This is a genomic window from Cobetia sp. 1AS1, assembly GCF_029846435.1.
GTDB classification, from domain to species: domain Bacteria; phylum Pseudomonadota; class Gammaproteobacteria; order Pseudomonadales; family Halomonadaceae; genus Cobetia; species Cobetia amphilecti.
In genome coordinates, this window is the sequence record NZ_JARWKU010000005.1 from 222,002 (window position 1) to 245,488 (window position 23,487).

Genomic DNA, 23,487 nt, shown 5'->3' on the forward strand with positions numbered 1-23,487 from the left:
CTGTACGGATGAAAGAAGACAGATGCTGACGGATGAGGATGACAGCGGCGCCAGGACCGCAGAGCCTCCGGCAAGCGTGGTGCATGGAGGTGAAGGCCCATGTGCCTCATGCTCGCGCCTGGCCCGCGGCAAGGCAAGCACGGGGAGGGCGGAAGGGCATGCGGGATATCGGCCTGTCGGCAGAATCACACTTATATGACAGCATGATGACATTGAAGTGACAGCAATTGCCTGTCGTCACGTCCTTGGTTATATTACGAACAGTGGATAAAGCCAGCGACCACGGGTCCTGCCGCTACATGACAATCTCTCTTCTGGAATCCTTCGTGTTCCCCCGAACTGCCGCTGTTGTTGCGTAAATGACAACAGCATGGCGGTATCATGACGTTACGATGAAAGTTATGTGATCGTCACAAAGGCTTTGCTACACTCCGCGCGTCAATCCTTAACGCCGACGGCCACTATGGTAACGACCAACCCTTTCTCTTCGATGTTCGGGCGCTCGCCTTTCAAGGCGCTGCACACCCACATCATCAAGACCGACGAGTGCGCCCAGCACTTGCTGACCTTCTTCGACGCCTGCGAGCAGGGTGATTGGGAGCAGGCAGCCAGCATTCGCAAGACCATCAGTGGTCTGGAGCGTGAAGCGGACGAGTTGAAGACGCAGCTGCGTCTCAACCTGCCCAACTCGCTGTTCCTGCCGGTCTCGCGCTCCGACCTTCTCGAGCTGATCCATGTCCAGGATTCCATCGCGAATGTCACCAAGGACATCGCCGGGATCATGCTGGGTCGTCATATGCAGATACCCACCGCACTGGTGCCCGCCATGCGTGAGTATCTCAAGACTGCGGTCGAATCGGTCTGCCAGGCGCGTCGTGCGTTGGGTGAACTGGAAGACCTCGTCGAGTCCGGTTTCGGGCGCAACATGAGCGAGCTGGTCGACAAGCTGATCAACGAGCTGCATGAGCTCGAGAAGCAGTCCGACGAACAGCAGATCGCCATCCGCCAGACCCTGTTCTCGCTGGAAGCCAGTCTCCCGCCCGTCGATGTGATCTTCCTCTACAAGATCATCGATTGGGTCGGCGATGTGGCTGACCAAGCGGAAAAGGTCGGTACCCGACTGCAGATCCTGATGGCGCGCTGAGCGCCATCAGGACGTCCTGCCATCTGTCCAAGAGTCTTCTATGTCCATCATTGCTCAATACGGCGATGTGCTCGTCATTCTTGCCTGTCTGTTCGGTTTCTTCATGGCATGGGGTGTGGGTGCGAATGACGTCGCCAATGCCATGGGAACCTCGGTAGGTTCCAAGGCGATCACCATCAAGCAGGCGATCATCATCGCCGTGATCTTCGAATTCCTCGGTGCCTGGCTTGCCGGTGGTGAGGTGACTGACACCATCCGCAAGGGCATCATCGACCCGTCACTGCTGATCGAGAATCCGCAGTTCCTGGTCTACGGCATGCTGGCCTCGCTGCTGGCCGCCGGTATCTGGCTGTTGATCGCTTCCATGAAGGGCTGGCCGGTCTCGACCACCCACTCCATCGTCGGCGCCATCGTCGGCTTCTCCGCTGCGGGTCTGGGCGTGGATGCCGTCGAATGGTCCAAGGTCGGTCAGATCGCAGCCTCCTGGCTGGTCTCGCCGCTGCTGGCGGGCTCCATCGCCTTCGTGCTGTTCAAGTCCGTGCAGACGCTGATCTTCGACAACGAAGACCCGTTCGCGGCCGCCAAGCGCTACGTGCCGATGTACATGTTCCTGGTCGGCTTCATCATCTCGATGGTGACCATGGTCAAGGGCCTCAAGCATGTCGGCCTGCACCTGAGCTTCGAATCCAGCCTGCTGCTGGCCGTCGTCATCGGTGCCATCGTGATGGGTATCGGCGTGCTGATGGAGCGCAAGGTCGCGCGTTCACGCCTCAAGGAGAAGAATCGCGCCACCGGTGACGACTTCGACTTCAGCGGCGTCGAGAAGGTCTTCGGCCTGCTGATGATGTTCACCGCCTGTGCGATGGCCTTCGCCCACGGCTCCAACGACGTGGCCAATGCGGTCGGTCCGCTGGCGGCCATCATCAGCGTCGTCGACTCTGCCGGTCAGATCGGCGCCAAGGCGAGCATGCCGTGGTGGGTCCTCGTGCTGGGTGGCGGCGGTATCGTCGTCGGCCTGGTCACCTATGGTCGTCGCGTCATCGCCACCGTCGGTACCGGCATCACCGAGCTGACGCCGTCACGCGGCTTCGCGGCCACGCTGGCCGCCGCCTCGACCGTCGTGCTGGCCTCCGGCACCGGCCTGCCGATCTCCACCACCCACACCCTCGTCGGTGCGGTGCTGGGGGTAGGTCTGGCACGCGGCATGGCAGCGCTCAACCTGCGTGTCATCGGCACCATCGTGATGTCCTGGCTGATCACTCTGCCGGCCGGCGCGATCCTGTCGATTCTGTTCTTCTTCATGTTCAAGGGCATGTTCGGCTAAGCCGACGCATGATCCAGAGCTGAATTGGAAAAACGAGAAAGGCGACCTTCGGGTCGCCTTTCTCGTGTCTGATACATGGTTGTTAGGGGGCACCGCTCGCCGTGCAGGCTGCGGCGCTGATATGATGATTCATGGGCATGCCTGACATGCCATTTTCCCTCTCTCCTGCCCGGAGCTGGCTCTTGAACACGCGTTTCCCCTTCGCGGACTGGTTTCGCAACTCCTCTCCCTATATCAATGCCCATCGTGGCCGCACCTTCGTCATTCTGATCGAGGGCGATGCCCTGTCCTCGTCACGACGAGCGCAGTTGATACAGGATCTGGCGTTGCTGCATACCCTCGGCGTGAAGCTGGTGGTGGTGTTCGGGGTGCGCCCGCAGGTGGCTGAGGCGTTGCAGGCTGCCGGTATCGAGGCGGACCGCCATCAGGGCCGCTGGGTAGTGACGCGCGAGATTCTCGGCCATCTGGAGCAGCAGGTCGCCACGCTGCGTCTGCGTCTTGAGGCGAGTCTGTCCCAGGGGCTGCCCAATACGCCGCTGCATGGCGTGGAGCTCTCCGCCGTCTCCGGCAATCTGGTGATGGCCAAGCCGCTGGGCGTGCGTCATGGCGTCGACTTCCTGCATGGTGGCGAGGTGCGCCGCGTGCGCAGCGAGGCGATCCAGGGGCTGCTCTCGCAGCAGGCCATCGTCGTGCTGCCGCCGCTGGGCTATTCCAGCACCGGCGAGGTGTTCGATCTGGACGCTGCTGAGGTCGCCGAACACGCCGCCGTGGCGCTGGCCGCTGACAAGCTGATCCTGCTTGGCGAAGGGGAGGGCCTGTTCGGCGAAGACGGCGAGCTGCTGCGTCAGCTCAATCCGGAGGAAGCCGCGCTGATGGCGCCGCCCCGCGATGACGACAGTGAGCTGTCGCGCCACCTGGCTGCTGCCTGTGGCGCCGCACGGCGCGGCGTCGGGCGCACTCACCTATTGAGCTGGCGCGACCGTGACGCCCTGCTGGGCGAGCTGTTCACCCGTGACGGCATCGGCACCATGATCACGCGTCAGGGCTATGAGCAGCTGCGCAAGGCGCGGCTCGAGGATGTCGGTGGCCTGCTGGCACTGCTGGGGCCGCTGGAGCAGCGTGGCATTCTGGTGGCCCGCTCGCGGGAGCGCCTCGAACACGAGATCGACGACTATGTGGTGCTGGAGCGCGATGGCATGGTCATCGGGTGTGCGGCGCTGCATCTCAGCCGTGACGCCGCCATGGGCGAACTGGCCTGCGTGGCCGTGCATGATGACTATCGTCGTGGACAGCGCGGCGAGCAGCTGCTGGCCGAGATCGAGCTGCGCGCGCGTCGCGCCGGCGTCGAGCGTCTGTATGCGCTGACGACCCATACCGTCCACTGGTTCATCGAGCACGGTTTCGTGTCGGCTGGCCTGCAAGACCTGCCGCCCATGCGTCGCGAGGCCTACAACTCGGCGCGCAACTCCAAGGTATTGCTCAAGTCGCTCTAGTCACACCTCACTTGCCTGCCAGTGTGAATCGCTCAGAGAACACCCGCTGATGACCCCCTCGATGAGGGCTGATCAGTGGGTGTTCTTGCATAGGTGTCGCAGTTTTCCCTCACCCCTTGCGGGATTGTCTTGCAAAGGAGACGTTTCAAGGTGTTGATTCAGAAGGGAAAAATAGCATGCCCCATATATGTGTTGGCAAATCGCGACGAATCGGCCAGTAAAACACGACTCTGTGTGCCGCCCTGGGCAACATTGGCATGCCTGTCGCCGTGATCGTCATTTCAAGTCATTGTTTTGTAATGTGTTTTCGCGTTTATGGCACGCCTTTGGCAGTAGGTACCGTGAGCAAGAGATATGAGGCGCATCACCGGCCCCTTTCTCTGGCCTTCCAGCGATGACGGTACTCACTACCCTGTGCGCTCCGTGATCGCTGACAGGTCAAGCGTCTGCTCCACGCGATGTGTGACTTCAGGTTGCGATGAGACAGGTACGGCCCCTGGTGGGCATGGACAGTATCTTGAGGGCAAGGACGCCCGGGCAAGGATGCCCGAAACCGATGCGGTAGCCGGAGAGATTGGCTGCCGTCATCCCCGAATTGACGATCGAGGCGGGCAAGTCGGCAAGCCATCCGACTCGATCATCCACATTGCGATGTGTTGCCCCCTGCTTCACATCCGATAGGGAGCGCGGACGCTGTCCGGCGTGAACGTCAACTGACCTGGAACGACCACCAGGTGACGTTCTTTTCTCCCGGGACTGACAGGCAGACCACCTGTCAGACCCGCCAATCACGTGGTGCCTCTGGTCTCCAGGTACCAGAGGCACCACGTGATGACTGACCCTTCAGTTCCCTGCGTACTTGGGGCCGGCTATGCCGGCCCTCTTTTTTTGTGCGTCTAGCGCTGAATGGCCAACAATTTCATGCGAAACGTTGCCAATGGGGCGGTTTGTCTCGTGGCGGCGTAATGATTTGAATAAGAGTCATATTTATTAACGAACTGGCAACCGCGATGGACGCTGGTGAACTCTGGTATTCTAGGAAGACGTGATTCGATGATGACCACCCCTTTCTTGCATAGAGTTCTTTCCATGGCCTCCACAGTGTCACGACGCTGGCGTCCCCGCTCGCTGCCGCAGCTGGTTCTGATGGCATTTCTGGTGGTGATGCTGCCGATTGCCGTGCTCATGTTTCAAGCAGGGCAGGCGCTGTCGGAGTTGTCGGAACTGGCGGATGTCAGTGCCCGCCAGGCCGTCGACCAGACCCGCCGCGCCCGCACGCTGACCAATCTCGCCGTCGAGATGGAGCGTAGCGCCCGCCAGTACGCCGTGCTGGAAAATCCTGATCTGATGAAGATCTACGCCGACAAGGCCAACAGCTTCCGCACCTTGCTGGATGAGCAGGCGCGCCTGTTGGGCGAGGGGGACCCCCGCGTCAGCGAGTTGAAGGCGACGCTGTCACAGCTCGAGCGCATGCCCGAGATGAGCGTCGACCAGGTCAGTCGCCATCTGGAAGACTTCGGGCCCTTCTCGATCCAGGCCAGCGGCCTGCTCAACTCCACGCGTGAACTCGTCGATGCGCGTATCGAAGGCATCCGCGCCCGCGCCTCCCAGGTCAAGAATCAGCTGTGGTGGCAGACCGCCGCGCTGGTCTCCATCAGTCTGCTGTTGATGCTGTTCTTCACCTGGCTGATCATCCGTCCCATCCGGCAGCTGGAGCGCCGCATCAATGGCCTGGGCAGCGGCACCGACAGCGAGCGACCCATCGTCATCAAGGGGCCGGCGGAGCTGGTGCAGCTGGGCGAGCGTCTCAACTGGCTGTCGACGCGCCTGGATGAGCTCGAGGAGCAGAAGCAGCAGTTCCTGCGTCACATGTCGCATGAGCTCAAGACCCCGCTGGCCAGCATCCGTGAAGGCACCGGCCTGCTGATCGACGAGGTCGCTGGGCCGCTGAGCCCGCACCAGACCGAGATTCTTGGCCTGCTGGATGACTCCAGCAAGGAATTGCAGAAGCTGATCGAGCAACTCCTCGACTACAATCTGCTGCAGCACAATCAGGGCCTGGAACAGAGCCGCTTCGATGTGCATGAAGTGTTCAAGGAAGTGCTGGCAAAACATCGCCTGGCACTGGAAAAGAAGGGCATGCGCGTGCATCTTCCGCCTGCCAGCCTCAGTTGGGAGGCGGACAGGCCGCGTACCGGGCGTATTCTCGACAACCTGATCTCCAATGCCATCGCCTATGGCGAAGACAGCGGTGACCTGTGGTTGAGAGCCCGCAAGGAGCGTCGCAAGCTGATCATCGAAGTCGCCAACAGCGGTGAACCCATCGCCGCCCAGGACCGTGACCACCTGTTCAAGCCCTTCTATCAGGGCGCGGTGAAGCGCAAGGGCCCGCTCAAGGGCTCCGGCATCGGTCTCTCGGTCGCCGCTGACAGCGCCCGCGCCCAATTTGGTCAATTGGCGCTGGTGGATGACCCCAAGGCGGATGTCTGCTTCCGGCTGACATTGCCGACACCGAGTCGCTCGCTGACGTCAGGGGAAGGCAGCGAGCATGAACCGCAGGCAGACAGGGATGCCGCCGGAGCGGATCAACAGTCCACACCACATGAAATGGCGTCATTGAACGCCATCAAGCACGCAAGGAACTGAAGTGATGAAGGGTCAACGACTACTGATGCGCCTGGCTGCAGGCGTGTTGCTCAGTACGCTTAGCGCCTGTGGCGCCCTGACCAATATCACCATGCCGGGCAGCGAGCCGGAAGTGGTCAGCCCGAGTGTGCGGGAGAACTGCTACGGCGCCGGCGACCTGCCGGACTTCACCGGCGAGGACTGCCTGCTGGATGAATGGGTCGCCTTCGCGCTGCAGGCCCAGCGTGGCAACAGCGGCTGGCGTGAAAGCACCCTGTTGCAGCTGGAAGGCAACCGCCACGACCGTCGCCTCGCGCGTGCCATCGTGCTCAGCTGGGGCGATGAATCGGACTGGGAGCTGGCCTCCGACCTCTACAAGGCGGACCTGCCCACCGCCCCGAGCCGCCTGCAGCCGCTGCTTCGTCAGTGGCTCAATGGCCTCGAGGAGCGTCGCGGTCTGATCGCCGAGCGTGACAAGAATGACGGTGCCCGTCGCAAGCTCAGCGCCGAGAACGCCCAGCTGACCAAGAAGCTGGAAGCCTTGACGGCCATCGAAGAATCGATCAATTCGCGCCGCCAGAGCACGCCCTGAACCCTCAGCGGCAGACTCTGGCCACGACCCTGTCACTCAATCCCCGCGATTGCATGACGCAAGACTGTGCGGCCCCGACGTCGATGTCCCAGGCCCTCGGGTGTCGCAAGGAGAGTTAGTGTGAAATACGCACAAGCGCATATTCTGCTCGTCGATGATGATGCGAGCCTGCTCAAGCTGCTCGGCATGCGTCTCGAAAGCCGTGGCTTCAAGGTCACGACGGCCAGCAGTGGCCGCGAGGCGCTCAGCCGTCTCGAAGCCGCACGTCCAGACCTGGTCCTGTCCGACCTGCGCATGGATGAAATGGATGGCATGGCCCTGTTCGGTGAGCTGCAGAAGCGTCAGCCGGGCATGCCCGTCATCCTGCTGACCGCACACGGCTCCATCCCTGATGCCGTCAGTGCCACCCGCCAGGGCGTGTTCAGCTTCCTGACCAAGCCGGTCGACAAGGACGAGCTGTTCGCCGCCATCGATGAGGCTCTGGCTCAGGCGCCGCCCGTAAAGGAGGGTGACGATGCCTGGCGCGCTGGCATCATCACTCGCTCCCCGCAGATGGAGCAGATTCTCGAGCAGGCGCGCATGGTGGCGGCATCCGATGTCAGCGTGCTGGTCACCGGCCCGTCCGGTTCGGGCAAGGAGCTGATGGCCAAGGCCATCCACAACGCCAGCCCGCGCGCCTCGCGCCCCTTCGTCGCCATCAACTGTGGCGCGTTGCCGGAGCAGCTGCTGGAAAGCGAGCTGTTCGGCCACGCCAAGGGCTCGTTCACCGGCGCGGTCAGTGCCCACCAGGGCCTGTTCCAGGCGGCGGACGGCGGTACCCTGTTCCTCGACGAGATCGGCGACATGCCGCTGGCGCTGCAGGTCAAGCTGCTGCGTGCACTGCAGGAGCGTCAGATTCGTCCGCTGGGCTCCACCACCTCGGTGCCCATCGACGTGCGCATCATCTCCGCCACGCACCGCAATCTCGACAAGGCGATGCATGACGGCGACTTCCGCGAAGACCTCTACTACCGCCTCAACGTGGTCAATCTGAAGCTGCCCGCCCTGCGCGAGCGTGCCGAGGATGTGCCGCTGCTGGCCAAGTACCTGATCAGCCAGGCGGCCGCGCGCCACAAGCCGTTCGTGAAGGGCTTCTCGCCGGAAGCGCTCAACCTGCTGGCCTCCAGTGCCTGGCCGGGCAACGTGCGTCAGCTGGTCAACGTGGTCGAGCAGTGCGTCGCGCTCACCAGCTCCTCGATGATTCCGGAAGCGCTGGTCTCCCAGGCGCTGGCCGCGGAAGAGAACGCCTTGCCGTCCTTCTCCGAGGCGCGAGCCGGCTTCGAGCGCAGCTACCTGATCAAGGTGCTGAAGATCACCGAAGGCAACGTGACCCAGGCGGCGCGTATCGCCGGACGTAACCGCACCGATTTCTACAAGCTGCTGGGACGTCATGATCTGGAGCCGGGCGTGTTCAAGCCGGGCGCCGAGCAGGGTCCGCCTGACTTCTAGGGTTATCGCGTCCGAGGCCACGCGAAAGGCATGAGGTCAAAAGCGGCCCGGCGCCACGCGAAAGACCAGGGTCAAGACCTGCGTAGCAGTTCACGAGTGTCAGTGTGAGTTATGCGCAAGGTGAGTGGTCAAAAGCGGCTGGGTGTGTCGGACGTGAAGCGCCCATGAAAAAGCCCCGTTACCTGTTCAGGTAGCGGGGCTTTTTCGGTTTGGTAGCGCGACAGTGCCGATCAGAGGATCAAGGGCGCGGCTTGTAGCGACGTTTGACCTCGACGGCGAGGCGGCCTTCGCCGAGGCGGATCGAGAGCATCTCTCCGGGCTGGGTCTGGTGGGCGGCGCGAATCACCTTGCTGTCGCCGGGTGACTGCGTCTGGCCGCTGCCGACGCGTTCGACGATGGCGTAGCCACGGTTGAGCACATTGAGCGGGCTGACCGCATTCAGCGCGCGCATCGCGCCTTCCAGGCGCTCACGATCAGCGGCCAGGTGACGTGGCAGGGCGTTGTTGAGGCGCGGGGTCAACATCGCCAGTTGCTGACGATGGCGCTGGATGTCGCGCGCGGGGCTGGCCTGCTGCAGGCGGCGGGTCAGCTGATCGGCCTTCTGCTGCTCACTGGTCATGCGCATGCGCACTGCGGTGTGCAGGCGGCGTTCCAGCTCGCGGGCACGCTGGCGCTGGGTTTCCAGCTCACGGGCCGGATGTCGAAGGCGCGAGCGGGCATGATCCAGCCGCTGCGCCGCCTGGTCGAGGCGGGCCCGCTGCGCGCGCCACAGGCGCTGCTTGAGGGCGGTAAGTTGCTGCACCTGGGCGCGTTGGTCCGGGTACAGCGCCTCGGCTGCGGCGGAGGGCGTCGGCGCGCGCAGGTCGGCGGCCAGTTCCGCCAGGGTGGTGTCGGTCTCGTGGCCGATGGCGGCGACGACAGGCAGGCGCGAGTGGAAGATGGCGCGCGCCAGATGCTGATCATTGAAGGCCCACAGGTCTTCCAGGCTGCCGCCGCCACGCGTGATCAGCAGCGCATCACAGTCGCTGTCGCGATTGGCCATTGCCACCGCGCGAATCAGCTGCGGCACCGCCTGCGGCCCCTGCACGGCGACCGGCAACACGCTCAGATGCGCCTGCGGCCAGCGCTTGCGCGTCACCGCGATCACATCCTGCAGCGCCGCACCGGTGGCGGAGGTGATCACGCCCAGATGGCGTGGCGGATGGGGCAGGGCGCGCTGATTGGCGAACACGCCCTCGGCCGCCAGTTGCTCCCTCAGGCGTGCCAGTCGCGCCAGCCACTCCCCCAGCCCCGCCTGCTGCAACGCCTCGACGATCAGCTGATAGTCGCCACGCGCCTCGAACAGCGACACCTTGGCGCGCACCCGCACCCGGTCACCATCCTTGGGCTTCTCGCGCAGAAACTGGGCGCGGCTCTTGAACAACGCACAGCGTACCTGGGCGTTGTCATCCTTGAGCGTGAAGTAGCAGTGGCCGGAGCGCGGCTGCGAAAAGCCCGAGATCTCCCCCTCGATCCAGAGCTCCCCCAGGCCTCGCTCCAGCAGGCCCTTGGCCTCGCGGTTGAGCTGGGTCACGCTGATGGCGTTGGCGGCAGACGAGGTTTCGAACACGCGACATTCCTTGTGCTGGAGCTGACGGAAGCTTGAGTGAGGGCGACTATTGAAGTTGTGAAGAGAACAAGACAATGATGCCACAGGCGATGGCGCTGCCACCAAAAAGCCCCCGCACTCCAGAGGGAAAGCGGGGGCTTGGGGGTTGCCACAGGGCGTACCTTGATCAGGCCGTCTGTGCCTTGCGCTTGCCGAGACGTGACAGCAGGAAAGGCCCGAGCAGCAGCAACAGCGAGGCCAGCCACAGGCCCTGCGAGATACCCGATTGCCACAGGATGCTGCTGTCGCCACCGCTGATGGCCAGGGCGCGGCGCAGATTCTCTTCCATCAGCCCGCCGAGCACGAAGCCCAGTACGATGGTCGCCAGCGAGAAGTTCAGCTTGCGCAGCAGGTAGCCCAGCACGCCGATGCCCAGCATCAGATAGATGGCGCCCATGTCGGAATGCAGCTGATAGACCCCGACGAAGGACAGGATGACGATGCCCGGCACCAGCGCCCAGCGCGGAATGGTCAGTACGCGAGCGAAGAAGCCGGCCAGCGGCAGGTTGAGCAGCAACAGCACGATGTTGCCGATGTACAGCGAGGCGATCAGACCGCCCGCGACCTTGGGATGCTCACTGAACATCATCGGGCCGGGGGTGATGTTGTAGAGCATCAGCGCGCCCAGCAGCACGGCGGTGGTGCCGGAGCCCGGAATGCCCAGGGTCAGCATCGGCACGAAGGAGCCCGCTGCGGACGCGTTGTTGGCGGCTTCCGGTGCGGCAAGGCCGCGCATGTCGCCGGTACCGAAGGTGTTGTCCTTGTCGCTGACACGCTTCTCTGTGGTGTAGGAAACAGCCCCCGCCACCGAGGCGCCGGTGCCCGGCAGCACGCCGATCAGGAAGCCGAGCAGACCGGAGCGCAGCATGGCGCCTTTGCAGTAGAGAATTTCCTTCATCGTCACGAAGACGCGACCGATGACAGGCAGAGCGCCGGACTTGCCATGCTGCAGGCGGCTTTCCAGCATCAGCAGGATTTCGCTGATCGCGAACATGCCGATGATCAGCACCACGAAATCGATGCCGTCGTAGAGATCGGGGATATCAAAGGTGAAGCGCTGGATACCGGTGCCGGAATCGACGCCGACGGTGCCGATCAATACGCCGAGGATGGCGCCCAGTGCGGTCTTGACCGGGTCATTGCCCATCATCACCGACATGGAGGCGAAGGCGAACACCATCATGGCGAACAGTTCCGCCGGACCGAACTGCACGGCCACCGTGGCCAGCAGCGGGGCGAACAGGGTCAGACCCAGGATCGCGATGCTGGCGCCGACGAAGGAGCTGATCGCCGAGATGCCCAGCGCCGGCCCGGCCAGTCCGCGCTTGGCCAGCGGATAGCCGTCGAGGGTGGTCATCACGGCGCCGGCATCGCCCGGCACATTGAGCAGGATGCTCGACATCCGGCCGCCATATTCGGCACCGGTATAGATACCTGCCAGCAGAATCAGCGCCGATTCCGCCGGCAGGCCGAGGGTATAGGCCAGCGGCATCAGAATGGCGATGCCGTTGATGGGGCCGATGCCCGGCAGGGCGCCGAACAAGGTGCCCAGCAGTGCGCCACTGAAGGCCAGGCCAAGGTTGAGTGGCGTCAGTGCGACGCCAAAGCCCTGGATGATGAAATCAAACATGAGAAAGCCCTCTCGGAATCAGGAAAACCACAGCCCGGTCGGCAGCGAGATTTCCAGCACGGCGGTGAACAGCACATAGCTTGCTCCGGCCATCAGTACGCCGGTCACGCAGGCGGCGCGCCAGCTGGCACCGAACAGTCGTGCGATGGCGGTGATGGCGGCGACGGCCGTGATGGGGTAGCCGAGACGTACGAAGAAGAAGGCGAAGGCGATCAGGATCACCATAACCAGTCCCAGCTGCAGCATCACGCTGGCCGATGGCCAGTCACCTTCCGGGCCGGGGCGCAGGATCAGCACCAGCGAGAAGATGGCCATCAGGATCGAGAGGCCGATGGGAAAGGCCTTGGGGCCTACCGGGTCGTAGGCGAAGGGCACTTCGATACTCAGGGACTGGGCGACGATGAACGCCGCCAGTCCCATCAAGGCGAAGCCCAGGATGCGATCGGCGGCGAGTCTCATTTTGTCAGTCCCACTTCCTTGGCGAGGTCTTTGAAGTCGGCGACCTGGTCTTTCACGTAGGTATCGAAATCAGCGCCGAATTTCTGGATCGGGAACAGTCCGCGGGCTTCACGAATCTCGGCGAATTCCGGCTTGTCGCTCAGCTGCTTGAGGCGCTCGACCCAGGTGTTGTAGTCGGCGTCACTGACGTCGTTGCCCATGTAGTAACCGCGCCAGATCGGCCAGGTCACGTCATAGCCTTGTTCCGTGGCGGTGGGGATGTCGGCATAGGGGCCGTCCATACGCTCTTCGGACAGCGCGGCCAGCACGCGAATCTTGCCGCTGGAAAGCTGGGCCTTGAGCTCGGACAGGTCACCGGTGAAGACCTTGATGTGATTGCCCAGCAGAGCGGCCAGTGCTTCACCGCCGCCTTCGAAGGACACATAACGCAGCTTGCGCGGCGAGACGTCGACGGACTTGGCGATCAGCGCGGCCTTCATCCAGTCCTGGCTGCCCACGGTGCCGCCGGCGCCGAAGGGAATCTCACCGGGGTGGTCCTTGAGGTCCTGCATCAGCTCATCGAGGGTCTGCCACGGGGCATCGGCGCTTACCACCACCGCGCCGTAATCGACGCCCAGCGCGCCGACCCAGCGCACGTCATCGGCGCTGTACTTGCCGAACTTGCCCAGCGCCAGATTGACGGCGGCGCCGGTACTGGCGGCCACCACCAGATTCGGGTCATCGCTGCGCACGCCGATGATGTGGTTGTAGGCGACCGCGCCGATGCCGCCCGGCATGTAGGTGACCATCATCGGGGAATCGATGACGCCGGTTTCCAGCAGGCCGTTGGCGGCCAGGCGGCAGGTGAGGTCATAGCCACCGCCGGGCTTGGCCGGGGCGATGCATTCACTCTTGTCGGCCGCCGCCGCAGGCATGGCGACCAGGCTTGCCGCGGCCAGCACGATGGGGGGAGTCATCGCGGCGACGAGGCGCAGCGGCGTGAAGTGGCGCAGTGATGAAGGCAGGCGTCGAGTCTGGGGCATGGTGTGCTCCTGATGGCTGTTGTTTTTGTCTTCGCAGCGCCTTTTGCTTTATGTTCTTGGCGGCAATGGCGCTGGCTGGGCAATGCATCGCAGGCGTGGATGCGATACCGGCATGGTATGAGCGCGACCTTTCATCAACCTGTCACTTTCCCTTCACCTTACTGAGACTTTGGACGCATGCGCCTGCTCGTCGTCGAGGATGACCCCCTCATTTCCAGCACCCTGCAGCGCAGTCTGACGGCGCTGGGCTATGCCATCGATGTCTTCGATAGCCTCGCCCCCGCTAGGGACGCGGCGCGCCAGGGCGGCTTCGATCTGATCCTGCTCGATCTCGGCCTGCCCGATGGACAGGGCATGGACCTGCTGGCGGAGCTGCGCCAGCGCAATGACCTGACCCCGGTGCTGATCATCACGGCGCGGGACGGCGTCGATGACCGCGTGCGCGGGCTGGATCTCGGTGCCGATGACTATCTGGCCAAGCCGTTCTCGCTGGTGGAGATGGAAGCGCGCGTACGTGCCTTGCTGCGGCGCAGCCAGGGGCGCAGCGACAACAGCGTGCGTTTCGGGCCGCTGTCGCTGTCGACCAGCAGCGGCATGTTCACGCTGTGCGAGACGACGCTGGACCTGCCGCCGCGCGAACGCCGCCTGCTGGAAAGCCTGATGCTGCACGCCGGCAAGGTGGTGTCGCGCGAGGTGATCGAAGGCAAGGTGTTCGGCTATGGCGAGGTGGGCTCGAATGCGCTGGAGGTCTACATCAGTCGGCTGCGCAAGCGCCTGATGGGCAGTGAGATCCAGATCCGCACTCTGCGCGGGCTGGGCTATCGGCTCGAGCTGATCGACGCCGGATGATCATTCACGGCAAGCTGCGCAATCGCCTGCTGGGCTGGCTGCTGAGCATGATGCTCATCGTCGGCGGCCTGTTGATGATGGACGCCTGGGTGACCAGTCAGCGCTCGGCGCAGCGTGCCTTCGACAGCCAGCTTGAAGATGCGCTGTTGACCATGACCGAGGCCATCCAGTGGCAGGATGATCAGCCGCGCATCATGATGCCGCCCGCCGCGCTCAAGATTCTCTCCACGCGCCATCAGGAGCGCGTCTTCTACCGTCTGATCGATGATGAGGATCGGGTACTGGCCAACAACCTCGACATTGCGCTCTCCGCGAAGCTGCAGCGCGAGGCCGCCGAAGGCGATGTGTGGCACAACATCCACTATCAGGGCGTCGAGTGGCGTCTGCATGCGCGTAGCGTGCGCTCGGCGGGCTGGGAGCGGCAGTTCCGCGTGCAGGTCTGGGTCGGACATACCATCGAAGGGCGTGAGCAGCTGGCGCGAGAGCTTCTGACACGTGCCATGGGGCGCATTCTGGTCATGGGGCTGTTCGCCGCCATGATGATCTTCATCACCCTGCGCCTGGCGTTGACGCCGCTCAAGCGTCTGCGTCATCAGCTGCGTCGCCGCCAACCGCAGGATGCCAGCCCGCTGTCGGGTACCATGCCCGAGGAGATGCGCGAGCTGACCGATACCCTGGAGCAGCTTTTCCACCGCCAGGGGGAATCCCGCGATGCGTTGCTGCGCTTTACCGCCGATGCCAGCCATCAGCTGCGCACACCGCTGGCCGGCGTGCAGAACGCTGCTGAATTCGCGCTGAGCAGTGACTCGCCGGCGCAGTGGCATCAAGCCTTGAGCGATATCCATGCCAGCGCCGCGCGCACCAGTCGTCTGGCCGGGCAGCTGCTGAACCTGACGCGGTTGCGCCATCTGGCATTGCCCACGGAGCAGGACGCGCTGGATCTCGCTGACTTGCTGCGCAGCGTGGTGCTGGAGTGGGTCGATCACGACCTCGCGCGCCAGCATGATCTGGGGCTGGCCGAGCTGCCGGCACAGCCAATCTGCGTGATTGGCGAGCCGTGGGCGCTGCGCGAGATGATCGGCAATCTGATCGAGAATGCGCTGCGCTACACCCCGGTGGGCAGCGAGATCACCCTGGGGCTGAGCCTTGAGGCAGAGGGCGGGGGAGTGGTGCTGAGCATCGAGGACAACGGCCCCGGCGTCGACCCGCAGATGCTGGAACGACTCTGTCAGCCCTTCGAGCGCGCAGGGCGTCAGGACACTGATGGCTCGGGGCTGGGGCTGGCGATCGTCGAGACGATTGCCCTGCGTCATCAGGCCGAGTTGCAGGTCAGCAATCGCGATGCGGGAGGGCTGTGCGTGCACATTCGCTTTCCAGGGAGACAGTCATGAAGTTCACGCCTGACAGGCCGCTCGTCATGGCCTTCGCTATCGTTCCCTCCATCGTTCATATCATCGCTCCCACACGGGCACGCCGGGCCATGTATCGTCTGCTGCTCACGCTGTGGGCCAGTGTGGCCATTCTCGCGGCGGCGATGCCAGTCAAGGCGGTTGCGGCGCCCACCCAGGCTCGTCTGGTGATCGAGGCGGCGATGGATCGCGAGGTCGCGGCGCCCCTGCTGGCGGCCTTCACGCGCCGCTATCCCGACGTCGAGCTCGATTACCGCGACCGCAGCTCGATGGCCGTCAATGCTCGAGCCCAGCAGCCAGACCCTCGGGTTGACGTCATTCTCAGCTCCGCAATGCCGTGGCAGGTGGCGCTGGTCAATCAGGGGCTGGCGCAACGACTCGACAGCGACGAGGCGCGGCAATGGCCACAATGGGCCAAGTGGCGCGATGAGGTCTTCGCCTTCACCTTCGAGCCTATCGTGATGGCCTACCGGCTGGACCTCGCCGCCAGGATGCTGCCGCCTGTCTCGCATGCGGATGTCCTGAATCTGTTGACGCAACACGCCGAGACGCTGGCCGGGCGGGTAGTGGCCTATTCGCCCTCCAAGAGTGCGCTGGGCTATGCGCTCTACCTACAGGATTCCCGCTATTCGGGGCGCTTCTGGAAGCTGGTCGCGGCGTTGGGGCGGGTCGATGCCACCCTCGAGACCAGCACCCAGCGCATGCTGGAAGGCCTGAGTGACGGGCGCTACTGGCTGGGTTACAACCTGCTGGGCTCCTATGCGCTGCAATGGGCGCAGACGCATCCCGACATCATCGTGCAGATGCCCTCTGACTATGCGCTGATCTCGATGCGCACCGCCTTCATCCACCGCGATGCCCCGCACCCGGAGCAGGCGCGCGCCTTCATCAACTTCCTCATCGGTCGCGAAGGGCAGCATGTCGTGGCTGGCGAGACGCCGCTCTACAGCATCCGGGACGATATCGTCGGCCCTTTCACCGCCCAGTCACTGCGTGATCAGGTCGGTCAGCGCCTGTATCCGCAGCCGCTGGATGCCTCTTCGCTGAGCATGCTGGACACCGCGCGTCGCAATGACTTTCTGGCCCGCTGGTTCGATGCCTATTCGGGTGGCGCCCCGACGCCCTGATGGCCGCCTTCGCGGTGGCAGGCAGTCGTTACGCTCTCACCGCCCGCCAGCCCGCAGGCCGCGCCATCCGTGGCTTTAGTTGACCAGATGGTTAGTGTCGCCGGGACGTGAAGTTGCGAGTTTGATAGCCTGCGACGTTTGTCTCGGGCGGGGCGAATGGGTTATCATGGGTGATTACCTCGCAGCAACCGCTAGAACCGTAGTCATGGCGCCTGTCCATCGGGCCCTGCACTGCGGCTTTCGCGCATCCCTCATAAACTGCTACTGGGCGTTCGACATGCTACGTATAGCGCAAGAAGCTCTGACGTTTGATGACGTTCTTCTCGTCCCCGGCTACTCCGAGGTCCTCCCCAAGGACGTCAGCCTGAGATCACGTCTCACACGCGACATCAGCGTCAATATCCCGCTTATCTCCTCTGCGATGGATACCGTCACCGAAGCTCGCCTGGCCATCGCCATGGCGCAGGAAGGTGGTGTCGGCATCATCCACAAGAGCATGAGCATCGCCCAGCAGGCCGCGGAAGTCCGCAAGGTCAAGAAGCACGAAAGCGTCATCGTGCGTGACCCGGTCACTGTCAGCCCGAAGGCCAAGATCCAGGATCTGCTGGCAATGTCCGAGGAGCATGGCTACTCCGGCTTCCCGGTGGTCGAGGGTGAATACCTGGTCGGCATCGTGACCGGTCGCGACATGCGCTTCCAGCCTGACTTCAGCGATACCGTCGCCGGCATCATGACCGGCCGCGAGAAGCTGGTCACCGTGCTGGAAGGCACGCCGCTGGACCAGATCAAGGCCAAGCTGCAGGAAAGCCGCATCGAGAAGATGCCGATCGTCGATGACGAATTCCGCCTGCGCGGCCTCGTCACCGTTCGCGACATCGAGAAGGTCAAGACCTACCCGAACGCGGCGAAGGACAGCAACGGCAGCCTGCTGGTCGGCGCCGCCGTCGGCACCGGCCCGGAAACCCCGGACCGCGTCGCTGCACTGGCCGAAGCCGGCGTTGACGTCATCGTCGTCGACACCGCTCACGGTCACTCCAAGGGCGTGATCGACCGCGTCGCCTGGGTCAAGGAGCATCACCCGAAGATTCAGGTCATCGGTGGCAACATCGCGACCGCTGAAGCCGCCATCGCCCTGGCAGAAGCCGGCGCGGACGGCGTCAAGGTCGGCATCGGCCCGGGTTCCATCTGCACCACGCGTATCGTCGCCGGTGTCGGTGTGCCGCAGATGAGCGCCGTCGCCAACGTCGCGGCCGCCATGGCCAAGTACGACGTGCCGGTCATCGCCGATGGCGGTATCCGCTTCTCCGGTGACATCGCCAAGGCCATCGCCGCAGGCGCCAGCATCGTCATGATCGGCGGCCTGCTCGCCGGGACGGAAGAAGCGCCGGGCGAAGTCGAGCTGTTCCAGGGTCGTACCTACAAGGCGTATCGCGGCATGGGTTCCATGGGCGCCATGTCCCAGACCCAGGGTTCCAGCGATCGTTACTTCCAGGACAAGAACGCCGGCGTCGAGAAGCTGGTACCGGAAGGCATCGAAGGCCGAGTGCCCTACAAGGGCATGATGAGCGCCATCGTGCACCAGCTGATGGGTGGCCTGCGTGCCTCCATGGGCTACACCGGCAGCCAGACCATCGAAGAGATGCGCACCAAGCCGCAATTCGTGCAGATCACCGGTGCCGGCTTCGCCGAATCCCACGTCCACGACGTGCAGATCACCAAGGAAGCGCCCAACTATCGGCGCGACTGAGACATAGCGAAGCGCGATGCAAAGCGGGAGCCCTACACGGGTTCCCGCTTTGCTTGGGTCGAACGAACTTTCGGTATCGGCTACCCTCGACGCCAGATTGTTTCGGCCCTGCGCTCCCTCGCAGCTCCGAAGCGGGTCTCACGACTCCCCAATGAGAGACTGAAGATGCAAGACATCCATTCCCACAAGATCCTGATCCTCGATTTCGGTTCCCAGTACACACAGCTGATCGCGCGTCGCGTGCGTGAGCTGGGCGTGTTCTCCGAGGTGCGTGCCTTCGACATCACCGAAGAAGAGATCCGCGAGTACAACCCCAACGGCATCATCCTGGCCGGTGGCCCGGAATCCGTCACCGAGCTGGACTCGCCGCGTGCGCCTGAGTGCGTGTTCGAGATGGGTCTGCCGGTGTTCGGCATCTGTTACGGCATGCAGACCATGGCCGAGCAGCTCGGCGGCAAGGTCGAAGGCTCCAACGTGCGCGAATTCGGCTATGCCCAGATTCGTGTCGATGGTGAGTCCGCGCTGTTCAAGGACATCAAGGACCACCTGGACGACGAAGGCCGCCCGCTGCTCGACGTCTGGATGAGCCACGGTGACAAGGTCGCGAAGGTCCCGGAGACCTTCACCGTCACCGCCTCCACCCCGAGCTGCCCGATCGCCGCCATGGCGTGGGAAGAGAAGCAGTTCTACGGCGTGCAGTTCCACCCGGAAGTCACCCACACCCTGCAGGGCCAGCGCATCCTCGAGCACTTCGTGATCGAGATCTGCCAGTCCGAGCGCCTGTGGACTCCGGCCAAGATCATCGAAGACCTCACCGATCGCGTTCGCGCTCAGGTCGGTGACCGCAAGGTGCTGCTCGGCCTGTCCGGCGGTGTCGACTCCTCCGTGGTCGCGGCGCTGCTGCACAAGGCCATCGGCGACCAGCTGACCTGCGTCTTCGTCGACAACGGCCTGCTGCGCAAGAAGGAAGGCGACCAGGTCATGGAAACCTTCTCTCGCCACATGGGCGTGAAGGTCATCCGTGTTGACGCTGAAGACCTCTTCCTCGGCAAGCTGGCTGGCGTCAGCGACCCGGAAGCCAAGCGCAAGGCCATCGGCAACACCTTCATCGAAGTGTTCGATGCCGAAGCCGCCAAGCTCAAGGACGTCGACTTCCTCGCCCAGGGCACCATCTACCCGGACGTGATCGAATCCGCTGCCAGCAAGACCGGCAAGTCTCACGTCATCAAGTCCCACCACAATGTCGGCGGCCTGCCGGACGACATGAAGATGGAACTGGTCGAGCCGCTGCGCGAACTGTTCAAGGACGAAGTCCGCAAGGTCGGCCTCGAACTCGGCCTGCCCTACGACATGGTCTACCGTCACCCCTTCCCGGGGCCGGGTCTGGGCGTGCGTATCCTCGGTGAAGTGAAGAAGGAATACGCAGACATCCTGCGTGAAGCCGACGCCATCTTCATCGAAGAGCTGCACAACTTCGACTGGTACCACAAGACCAGCCAGGCGTTCGCCGTCTTCCTGCCGGTCAAGTCCGTCGGCGTCGTCGGCGATGGCCGTCGTTACGAGTGGGTCATCGCCATTCGTGCCGTCGAGACCGTCGACTTCATGACTGCCCGCTGGGCGCACCTGCCGTATGAGCTGCTGGAGAAGGTCTCCAATCGCATCATCAACGAGCTGGAGCACGTCTCGCGCGTCACCTATGACGTCAGCAGCAAGCCGCCGGCCACTATCGAGTGGGAATGATCGCCTGACGATCACCCCTCGCTGAGCTGACGCAGCGTTCTGTCTTGTCGGTCTCTTGACTGATCGAGACGAGAACGCAGCAAGCAATAAGCAAAAAGCCCTTCTGGCCAATGGCCGGGAGGGCTTTTTTGTGTATATAGTACACTTATATTAATGCCATGATTCGTAGTTAATATTATTGATGTGCCGTATTTTATGCTGAGGTGATATTATGGAATTTATTTTTATAACTGCTTTGCATAATGTCTCAATAATAGAGGGGTTGCATAATGGTGATAAGATTGGAGATGGGATAAAGATAACAAATGACTCTAACGTAAAATCTACTTTTGTAAACGAAAGTTTAAAGCCAATGATTGGTGCTATTGAATACAACCACCTTAAGACTACGGAAGTATTTCTGTATTCATCTGAGAAGGTCTCATCAGAAGCAGATCCAATAGCCTACCTAACCTCTAAGATGTATACTGTTCAAGATTTCCTAATGGCTTCTTGGTTAAAGAGTGATAATAGCATTAACTTTGAGCTTTGTTTTTTGGTATCTAAAGGAGTCAGGGGTTATAATGTAACCAGTAATTTTCTATCCCATAAATATCACTCTGCAGATGGTAGTGATATCAACGTAAGGTTATCTAGAAAGAAACTCCAAGAAATTCGTAAAATACATGTAGAGAGGCTTGGTATAAAAAGCAGCCAGACCCCTGTAGCAGACGCTCAGTTTTCACGTGATAATTCAAGACTTGGCAGAGCTTTAACATGGATGAATATGGCTAGAGGTAATTTCGATTTCTCAATAAGAGTTGCTAATTTTTGTACTGCGCTCGAAACACTCTTTTCGACATCTAATAGTGAAATTGCTCATCAGCTTTCAGAACGGGTTGCTATATTTCTCGAAGACAATCCAGAAGGTAGACTTGTTGTATTCAAAAAAATAAAGAAGGCTTATGATTTAAGATCGAAAATCATACATGGTTCAACAACTACTCAAACACCTTCTAAGAATCCTAAACATATTTCGGTTGATATCGAGGAAATATCAAAAAGGGTGGTTTTTAAGATTATTGAGAATGACAAGATTTTTGAAGATTTTAATAAGCCTGATGATCAGCTTGGTATTATTTTACTTTCAATGATTATAAGTGGAAGAACTCCGGCAGATAGATTTGTAACTATATAGTGTTGTTTATGAAATGTTGTTTATTGTGTTATAAAACTTGTCTCGTAAGCAAAAAGCCCTTCTGGCCATTGGCCGGAAGGGCTTTTTTTGTGGGCGCGATTCAGGAAACGCTTACCGCCTTGTTTACTCCAGCTCGGCTCATTCCTACTTGGCTGGCGCCTGCCTGGCCTTTCTCAGGTCGAGCCGGATGCCGTGGGCGGAGTGGAAGAAGCCGAAATCGGCCATCAGGCGGGTGTCGCCTTCGGGAGTTTGCCATTCGACTTCGGCGCGGTGATTGCGGACTTCGTGCATCACGGCGTCGTATTTCAGCAGCAGTGAGTCCGGATCGGCTTCCTCGGTCTTCACATCCCATTGTGTGACGACCAGCAGGTAGTCGCCGAGTTGTGGCTGATAGGTAGAGGCGAGATGCGCCTCGGTGAGCGTCAGCGGTAGCGCATCGCCGTCCTTGGTGAGTGCCAGGTGCTGACTGAGATAGTCGCCGAGCTGATCTGTCAGCGTCTGCGGCAAGGGAGCATCGGGCTTGGCGTCACCAAGCGCTGCCAGTTGCGGCGCGGCGATCAGCAGGTCTTCACGCGGGAACTGGAGAGTGAGCTTGAGCGTATGCTGCGGCTGCTGCTGGAAGATGAGCGTGCTGCCGGGCAGGGCATGGGCGTGAGCCGTCTGGATGATGCCCATGCCGCTGATTCTCATGCCATTGGCGCCAAGCGTGGCCCCGCCGATCATCACTGCGAGCGTGAGCAGCGCCGCGCGCCACGGCGAGCTGCGGGTCATTCGCTCTGACCGCCGTAGTCGTCGGTGCGGTCACGCCATACCGAGTGCGGATGGTTGCCGACCTTGTCGGTGGACTTGTTGGACTGCAACGAGAATTCGATCCACAGCGACGGGCCGTGTATGCGCACATAATCGTTTTCGGCGCTGACCTGCGGCGTGCCGGAGAAGCCGAGATAGGTCTCGGGAAGCTCGGAGGTGTACTTCTCCATGTAGGCCGCGGCTTCGGGGGCGGAGATGTCGTCCACGTAGGTCTCGATGGCCGTCAGCAGCAGCGCTTGCTGCTCATCATCCAACTCGGATACCGGCAGGCCTTCATAGCTTTCGGGAATGGCATCGTCGGCCTGGGGGCCAGCGAGGATGTCGCGGTAGGTGCCTTCCAGCGTGGCCTTGGCCTTCTGATCATCGGAGAGCGAGCTCAACAGGGTGGCGAAGGCATCGCGTTCCTGGGTCAGCGGCTCGTTCACGCGGCCGTTCATCTCGAAATAGGGGAAGGGTTCCACGCCACGGAAGGAGGGCGTGGCACCGGCCAGCTTGCCGTCGGTGTAGGTGTTGGCGAAGGCCATGTGGTGGCCGCCGTAGTACAGCTCCCAGGTGCCGGTCTCGCCGGGCGTGCCGAGGAAGGCGAACTTGGTGTTGTAGGAGGAGTAACCGGCCTTGTAGTCGGTGCTGACGGTGTTGATGTAGTCATCGGCGTTGAGCGTCTGGAGCATCTCGTCGAAGCCTTCGTCGGGCGCGTGGCCGGTGGCTTCCAGCATGATGGCTTTGACGAGGCCGCGCTGCTTGATGTTCAGCTCGCCCAGCAGCACGCCGGGGCGTTTCGGGAAGGCGCCAGCGGGCAGATTGCTCCAGTTCTCGGCCTCAGCGAGCGAGTAGTCATGCTGCAGGTTCTGCAGGATGTCATCGTCGGAGATATCTGCCTTGAGCAGATCTATCAGGCACAGCATGCGCTCATAACCGGGTGTGTCGCCGCACTCGGCGGCGCTCTCGGGGATGGGCACGCTCTGCATCTGGGTGCTGGTATCACCCATGCGCGCGCGCAGTGCCTCGCTCAGGGCCTGGTCTTCCGCTGACATCGGCGGCGGGCCATCGTGATCGGGCGGCGGCCCGTCGTGCCCTTGTTGTGCGAGGACGGGGAAGGACAGGAGCGCGGCCAGCGCGGCTCCTCCGGTCACTGCGAGACGTCGGGACATCGATGGGCCTATTTTCCGGGGACAGGAGGAAAACCTTAGCCCGCCTGACGTC

Annotated in this window: 18 protein-coding genes; 12 read left to right on the top strand and 6 right to left on the bottom strand. The window is 62.1% G+C overall.

Annotated elements, in window-relative coordinates:
- The first annotated feature begins 463 nt into the window (after positions 1-463).
- The 6 genes from QD280_RS11035 (at position 464) to glrR (ending at position 8,666) form a co-directional block, all read left to right on the top strand.
- On the top strand, positions 464-1,144 hold the full coding sequence (locus tag QD280_RS11035; protein ID WP_043333713.1) for a TIGR00153 family protein: 681 nt from the start codon (positions 464-466) through the stop codon (positions 1,142-1,144).
- 40 nt (positions 1,145-1,184) lie between these two features.
- Positions 1,185-2,468 (top strand): inorganic phosphate transporter, encoded by a 1,284-nt coding sequence (locus tag QD280_RS11040; protein ID WP_279839237.1) that lies wholly within the window; start codon positions 1,185-1,187, stop codon positions 2,466-2,468.
- A 182-nt stretch (positions 2,469-2,650) separates the two neighbouring features.
- A complete protein-coding gene (argA, locus tag QD280_RS11045) occupies positions 2,651-3,961 on the top strand; it encodes an amino-acid N-acetyltransferase (protein WP_279839238.1) in 1,311 nt (436 codons plus the stop codon).
- A 1,089-nt stretch (positions 3,962-5,050) separates the two neighbouring features.
- Positions 5,051-6,607: a HAMP domain-containing sensor histidine kinase gene (locus QD280_RS11050; protein WP_054555310.1), complete on the top strand. Its 1,557-nt coding sequence runs from the start codon at positions 5,051-5,053 to the stop codon at positions 6,605-6,607.
- A gap of 4 nt (positions 6,608-6,611) precedes the next feature.
- A complete protein-coding gene (locus tag QD280_RS11055; RefSeq protein ID WP_279839240.1) occupies positions 6,612-7,178 on the top strand; it encodes a hypothetical protein in 567 nt (188 codons plus the stop codon).
- Positions 7,179-7,298: 120 nt separating this feature from the next.
- Positions 7,299-8,666: a two-component system response regulator GlrR gene (glrR, locus tag QD280_RS11060; protein WP_054555312.1), complete on the top strand. Its 1,368-nt coding sequence runs from the start codon at positions 7,299-7,301 to the stop codon at positions 8,664-8,666.
- 238 nt (positions 8,667-8,904) lie between these two features.
- Here glrR and xseA read toward each other — a convergent pair whose 3' ends face one another.
- The 4 genes from xseA to QD280_RS11080 form a co-directional block, all read right to left on the bottom strand.
- Positions 8,905-10,275: an exodeoxyribonuclease VII large subunit gene (gene xseA / locus QD280_RS11065; RefSeq protein WP_279839242.1), complete on the bottom strand. Its 1,371-nt coding sequence runs from the start codon at positions 10,273-10,275 to the stop codon at positions 8,905-8,907.
- Between the two features lie 166 nt (positions 10,276-10,441).
- The gene (locus QD280_RS11070; RefSeq protein ID WP_279839243.1) at positions 10,442-11,944 is read right to left on the bottom strand and encodes a tripartite tricarboxylate transporter permease; all 1,503 of its coding nucleotides are present in this window, start codon (positions 11,942-11,944) and stop codon (positions 10,442-10,444) included.
- Between the two features lie 18 nt (positions 11,945-11,962).
- Positions 11,963-12,403, bottom strand: coding sequence for a tripartite tricarboxylate transporter TctB family protein (locus tag QD280_RS11075; protein WP_107335582.1), 441 nt, complete (start codon positions 12,401-12,403; stop codon positions 11,963-11,965).
- Entirely contained in the window at positions 12,400-13,425 is a 1,026-nt protein-coding gene (locus QD280_RS11080; RefSeq protein ID WP_279839244.1) for a tripartite tricarboxylate transporter substrate binding protein, read from the bottom strand. Before QD280_RS11080 ends, QD280_RS11075 begins: the two co-directional genes overlap by 4 nt.
- A 177-nt stretch (positions 13,426-13,602) precedes the next feature.
- On the opposite strand from QD280_RS11080, the gene QD280_RS11085 reads away from it, so the two are divergent.
- The 6 genes from QD280_RS11085 to QD280_RS11110 all read left to right on the top strand — a co-directional run bounded on the left by QD280_RS11085 (position 13,603) and on the right by QD280_RS11110 (position 21,474).
- Positions 13,603-14,274 (top strand): response regulator, encoded by a 672-nt coding sequence (locus QD280_RS11085; protein ID WP_279839245.1) that lies wholly within the window; start codon positions 13,603-13,605, stop codon positions 14,272-14,274.
- Positions 14,271-15,665 (top strand): sensor histidine kinase, encoded by a 1,395-nt coding sequence (locus tag QD280_RS11090; protein WP_279839247.1) that lies wholly within the window; start codon positions 14,271-14,273, stop codon positions 15,663-15,665. The genes QD280_RS11085 and QD280_RS11090 overlap by 4 nt, the downstream gene beginning before the upstream one ends.
- A complete protein-coding gene (locus QD280_RS11095) occupies positions 15,662-16,810 on the top strand; it encodes an ABC transporter substrate-binding protein (RefSeq protein WP_279839248.1) in 1,149 nt (382 codons plus the stop codon). Before QD280_RS11090 ends, QD280_RS11095 begins: the two co-directional genes overlap by 4 nt.
- Positions 16,811-17,087: 277 nt before the next feature.
- Positions 17,088-18,557, top strand: coding sequence for an IMP dehydrogenase (guaB, locus tag QD280_RS11100; protein ID WP_054555314.1), 1,470 nt, complete (start codon positions 17,088-17,090; stop codon positions 18,555-18,557).
- Positions 18,558-18,722: 165 nt separating this feature from the next.
- Positions 18,723-20,297 carry a glutamine-hydrolyzing GMP synthase gene (guaA, locus tag QD280_RS11105; RefSeq protein WP_054555315.1) on the top strand — a complete coding sequence of 525 codons (1,575 nt, stop codon included), beginning with the start codon at positions 18,723-18,725 and terminating at the stop codon, positions 20,295-20,297.
- 211 nt (positions 20,298-20,508) lie between these two features.
- Positions 20,509-21,474, top strand: a complete 966-nt coding sequence (locus QD280_RS11110; protein WP_279839249.1) for a HEPN domain-containing protein — start codon at positions 20,509-20,511, stop codon at positions 21,472-21,474.
- Between the two features lie 144 nt (positions 21,475-21,618).
- On the opposite strand, the gene QD280_RS11115 is transcribed toward QD280_RS11110, so the two are convergent.
- Together QD280_RS11115 and QD280_RS11120 are read right to left on the bottom strand one after the other, a co-directional pair.
- On the bottom strand, positions 21,619-22,245 hold the full coding sequence (locus QD280_RS11115) for a hypothetical protein (protein ID WP_279839250.1): 627 nt from the start codon (positions 22,243-22,245) through the stop codon (positions 21,619-21,621).
- Positions 22,242-23,435: a DUF3500 domain-containing protein gene (locus tag QD280_RS11120; protein WP_279839251.1), complete on the bottom strand. Its 1,194-nt coding sequence runs from the start codon at positions 23,433-23,435 to the stop codon at positions 22,242-22,244. Before QD280_RS11120 ends, QD280_RS11115 begins: the two co-directional genes overlap by 4 nt.
- Between the last annotated feature and the right edge of the window lie 52 nt (positions 23,436-23,487).

Bases quoted from the DNA above. Each gene is read 5' to 3' on its own strand.
- QD280_RS11115 (WP_279839250.1), bottom strand. From the start codon at position 22,245: ATGACCCGCAGCTCGCCGTGGCGCGCGGCGCTGCTCACGCTCGCAGTG.
- QD280_RS11035 (WP_043333713.1), top strand. From the start codon at position 464: ATGGTAACGACCAACCCTTTCTCTTCGATGTTCGGGCGCTCGCCTTTC.
- QD280_RS11075 (WP_107335582.1), bottom strand. From the start codon at position 12,403: ATGAGACTCGCCGCCGATCGCATCCTGGGCTTCGCCTTGATGGGACTG.
- QD280_RS11095 (WP_279839248.1), top strand. From the start codon at position 15,662: ATGAAGTTCACGCCTGACAGGCCGCTCGTCATGGCCTTCGCTATCGTT.
- QD280_RS11055 (WP_279839240.1), top strand. From the start codon at position 6,612: ATGAAGGGTCAACGACTACTGATGCGCCTGGCTGCAGGCGTGTTGCTC.
- guaB (WP_054555314.1), top strand. From the start codon at position 17,088: ATGCTACGTATAGCGCAAGAAGCTCTGACGTTTGATGACGTTCTTCTC.
- guaA (WP_054555315.1), top strand. From the start codon at position 18,723: ATGCAAGACATCCATTCCCACAAGATCCTGATCCTCGATTTCGGTTCC.
- QD280_RS11110 (WP_279839249.1), top strand. From the start codon at position 20,509: ATGGAATTTATTTTTATAACTGCTTTGCATAATGTCTCAATAATAGAG.
- QD280_RS11050 (WP_054555310.1), top strand. From the start codon at position 5,051: ATGGCCTCCACAGTGTCACGACGCTGGCGTCCCCGCTCGCTGCCGCAG.
- QD280_RS11085 (WP_279839245.1), top strand. From the start codon at position 13,603: ATGCGCCTGCTCGTCGTCGAGGATGACCCCCTCATTTCCAGCACCCTG.
- QD280_RS11120 (WP_279839251.1), bottom strand. From the start codon at position 23,435: ATGTCCCGACGTCTCGCAGTGACCGGAGGAGCCGCGCTGGCCGCGCTC.
- QD280_RS11070 (WP_279839243.1), bottom strand. From the start codon at position 11,944: ATGTTTGATTTCATCATCCAGGGCTTTGGCGTCGCACTGACGCCACTC.
- QD280_RS11040 (WP_279839237.1), top strand. From the start codon at position 1,185: ATGTCCATCATTGCTCAATACGGCGATGTGCTCGTCATTCTTGCCTGT.
- QD280_RS11090 (WP_279839247.1), top strand. From the start codon at position 14,271: ATGATCATTCACGGCAAGCTGCGCAATCGCCTGCTGGGCTGGCTGCTG.
- QD280_RS11080 (WP_279839244.1), bottom strand. From the start codon at position 13,425: ATGCCCCAGACTCGACGCCTGCCTTCATCACTGCGCCACTTCACGCCG.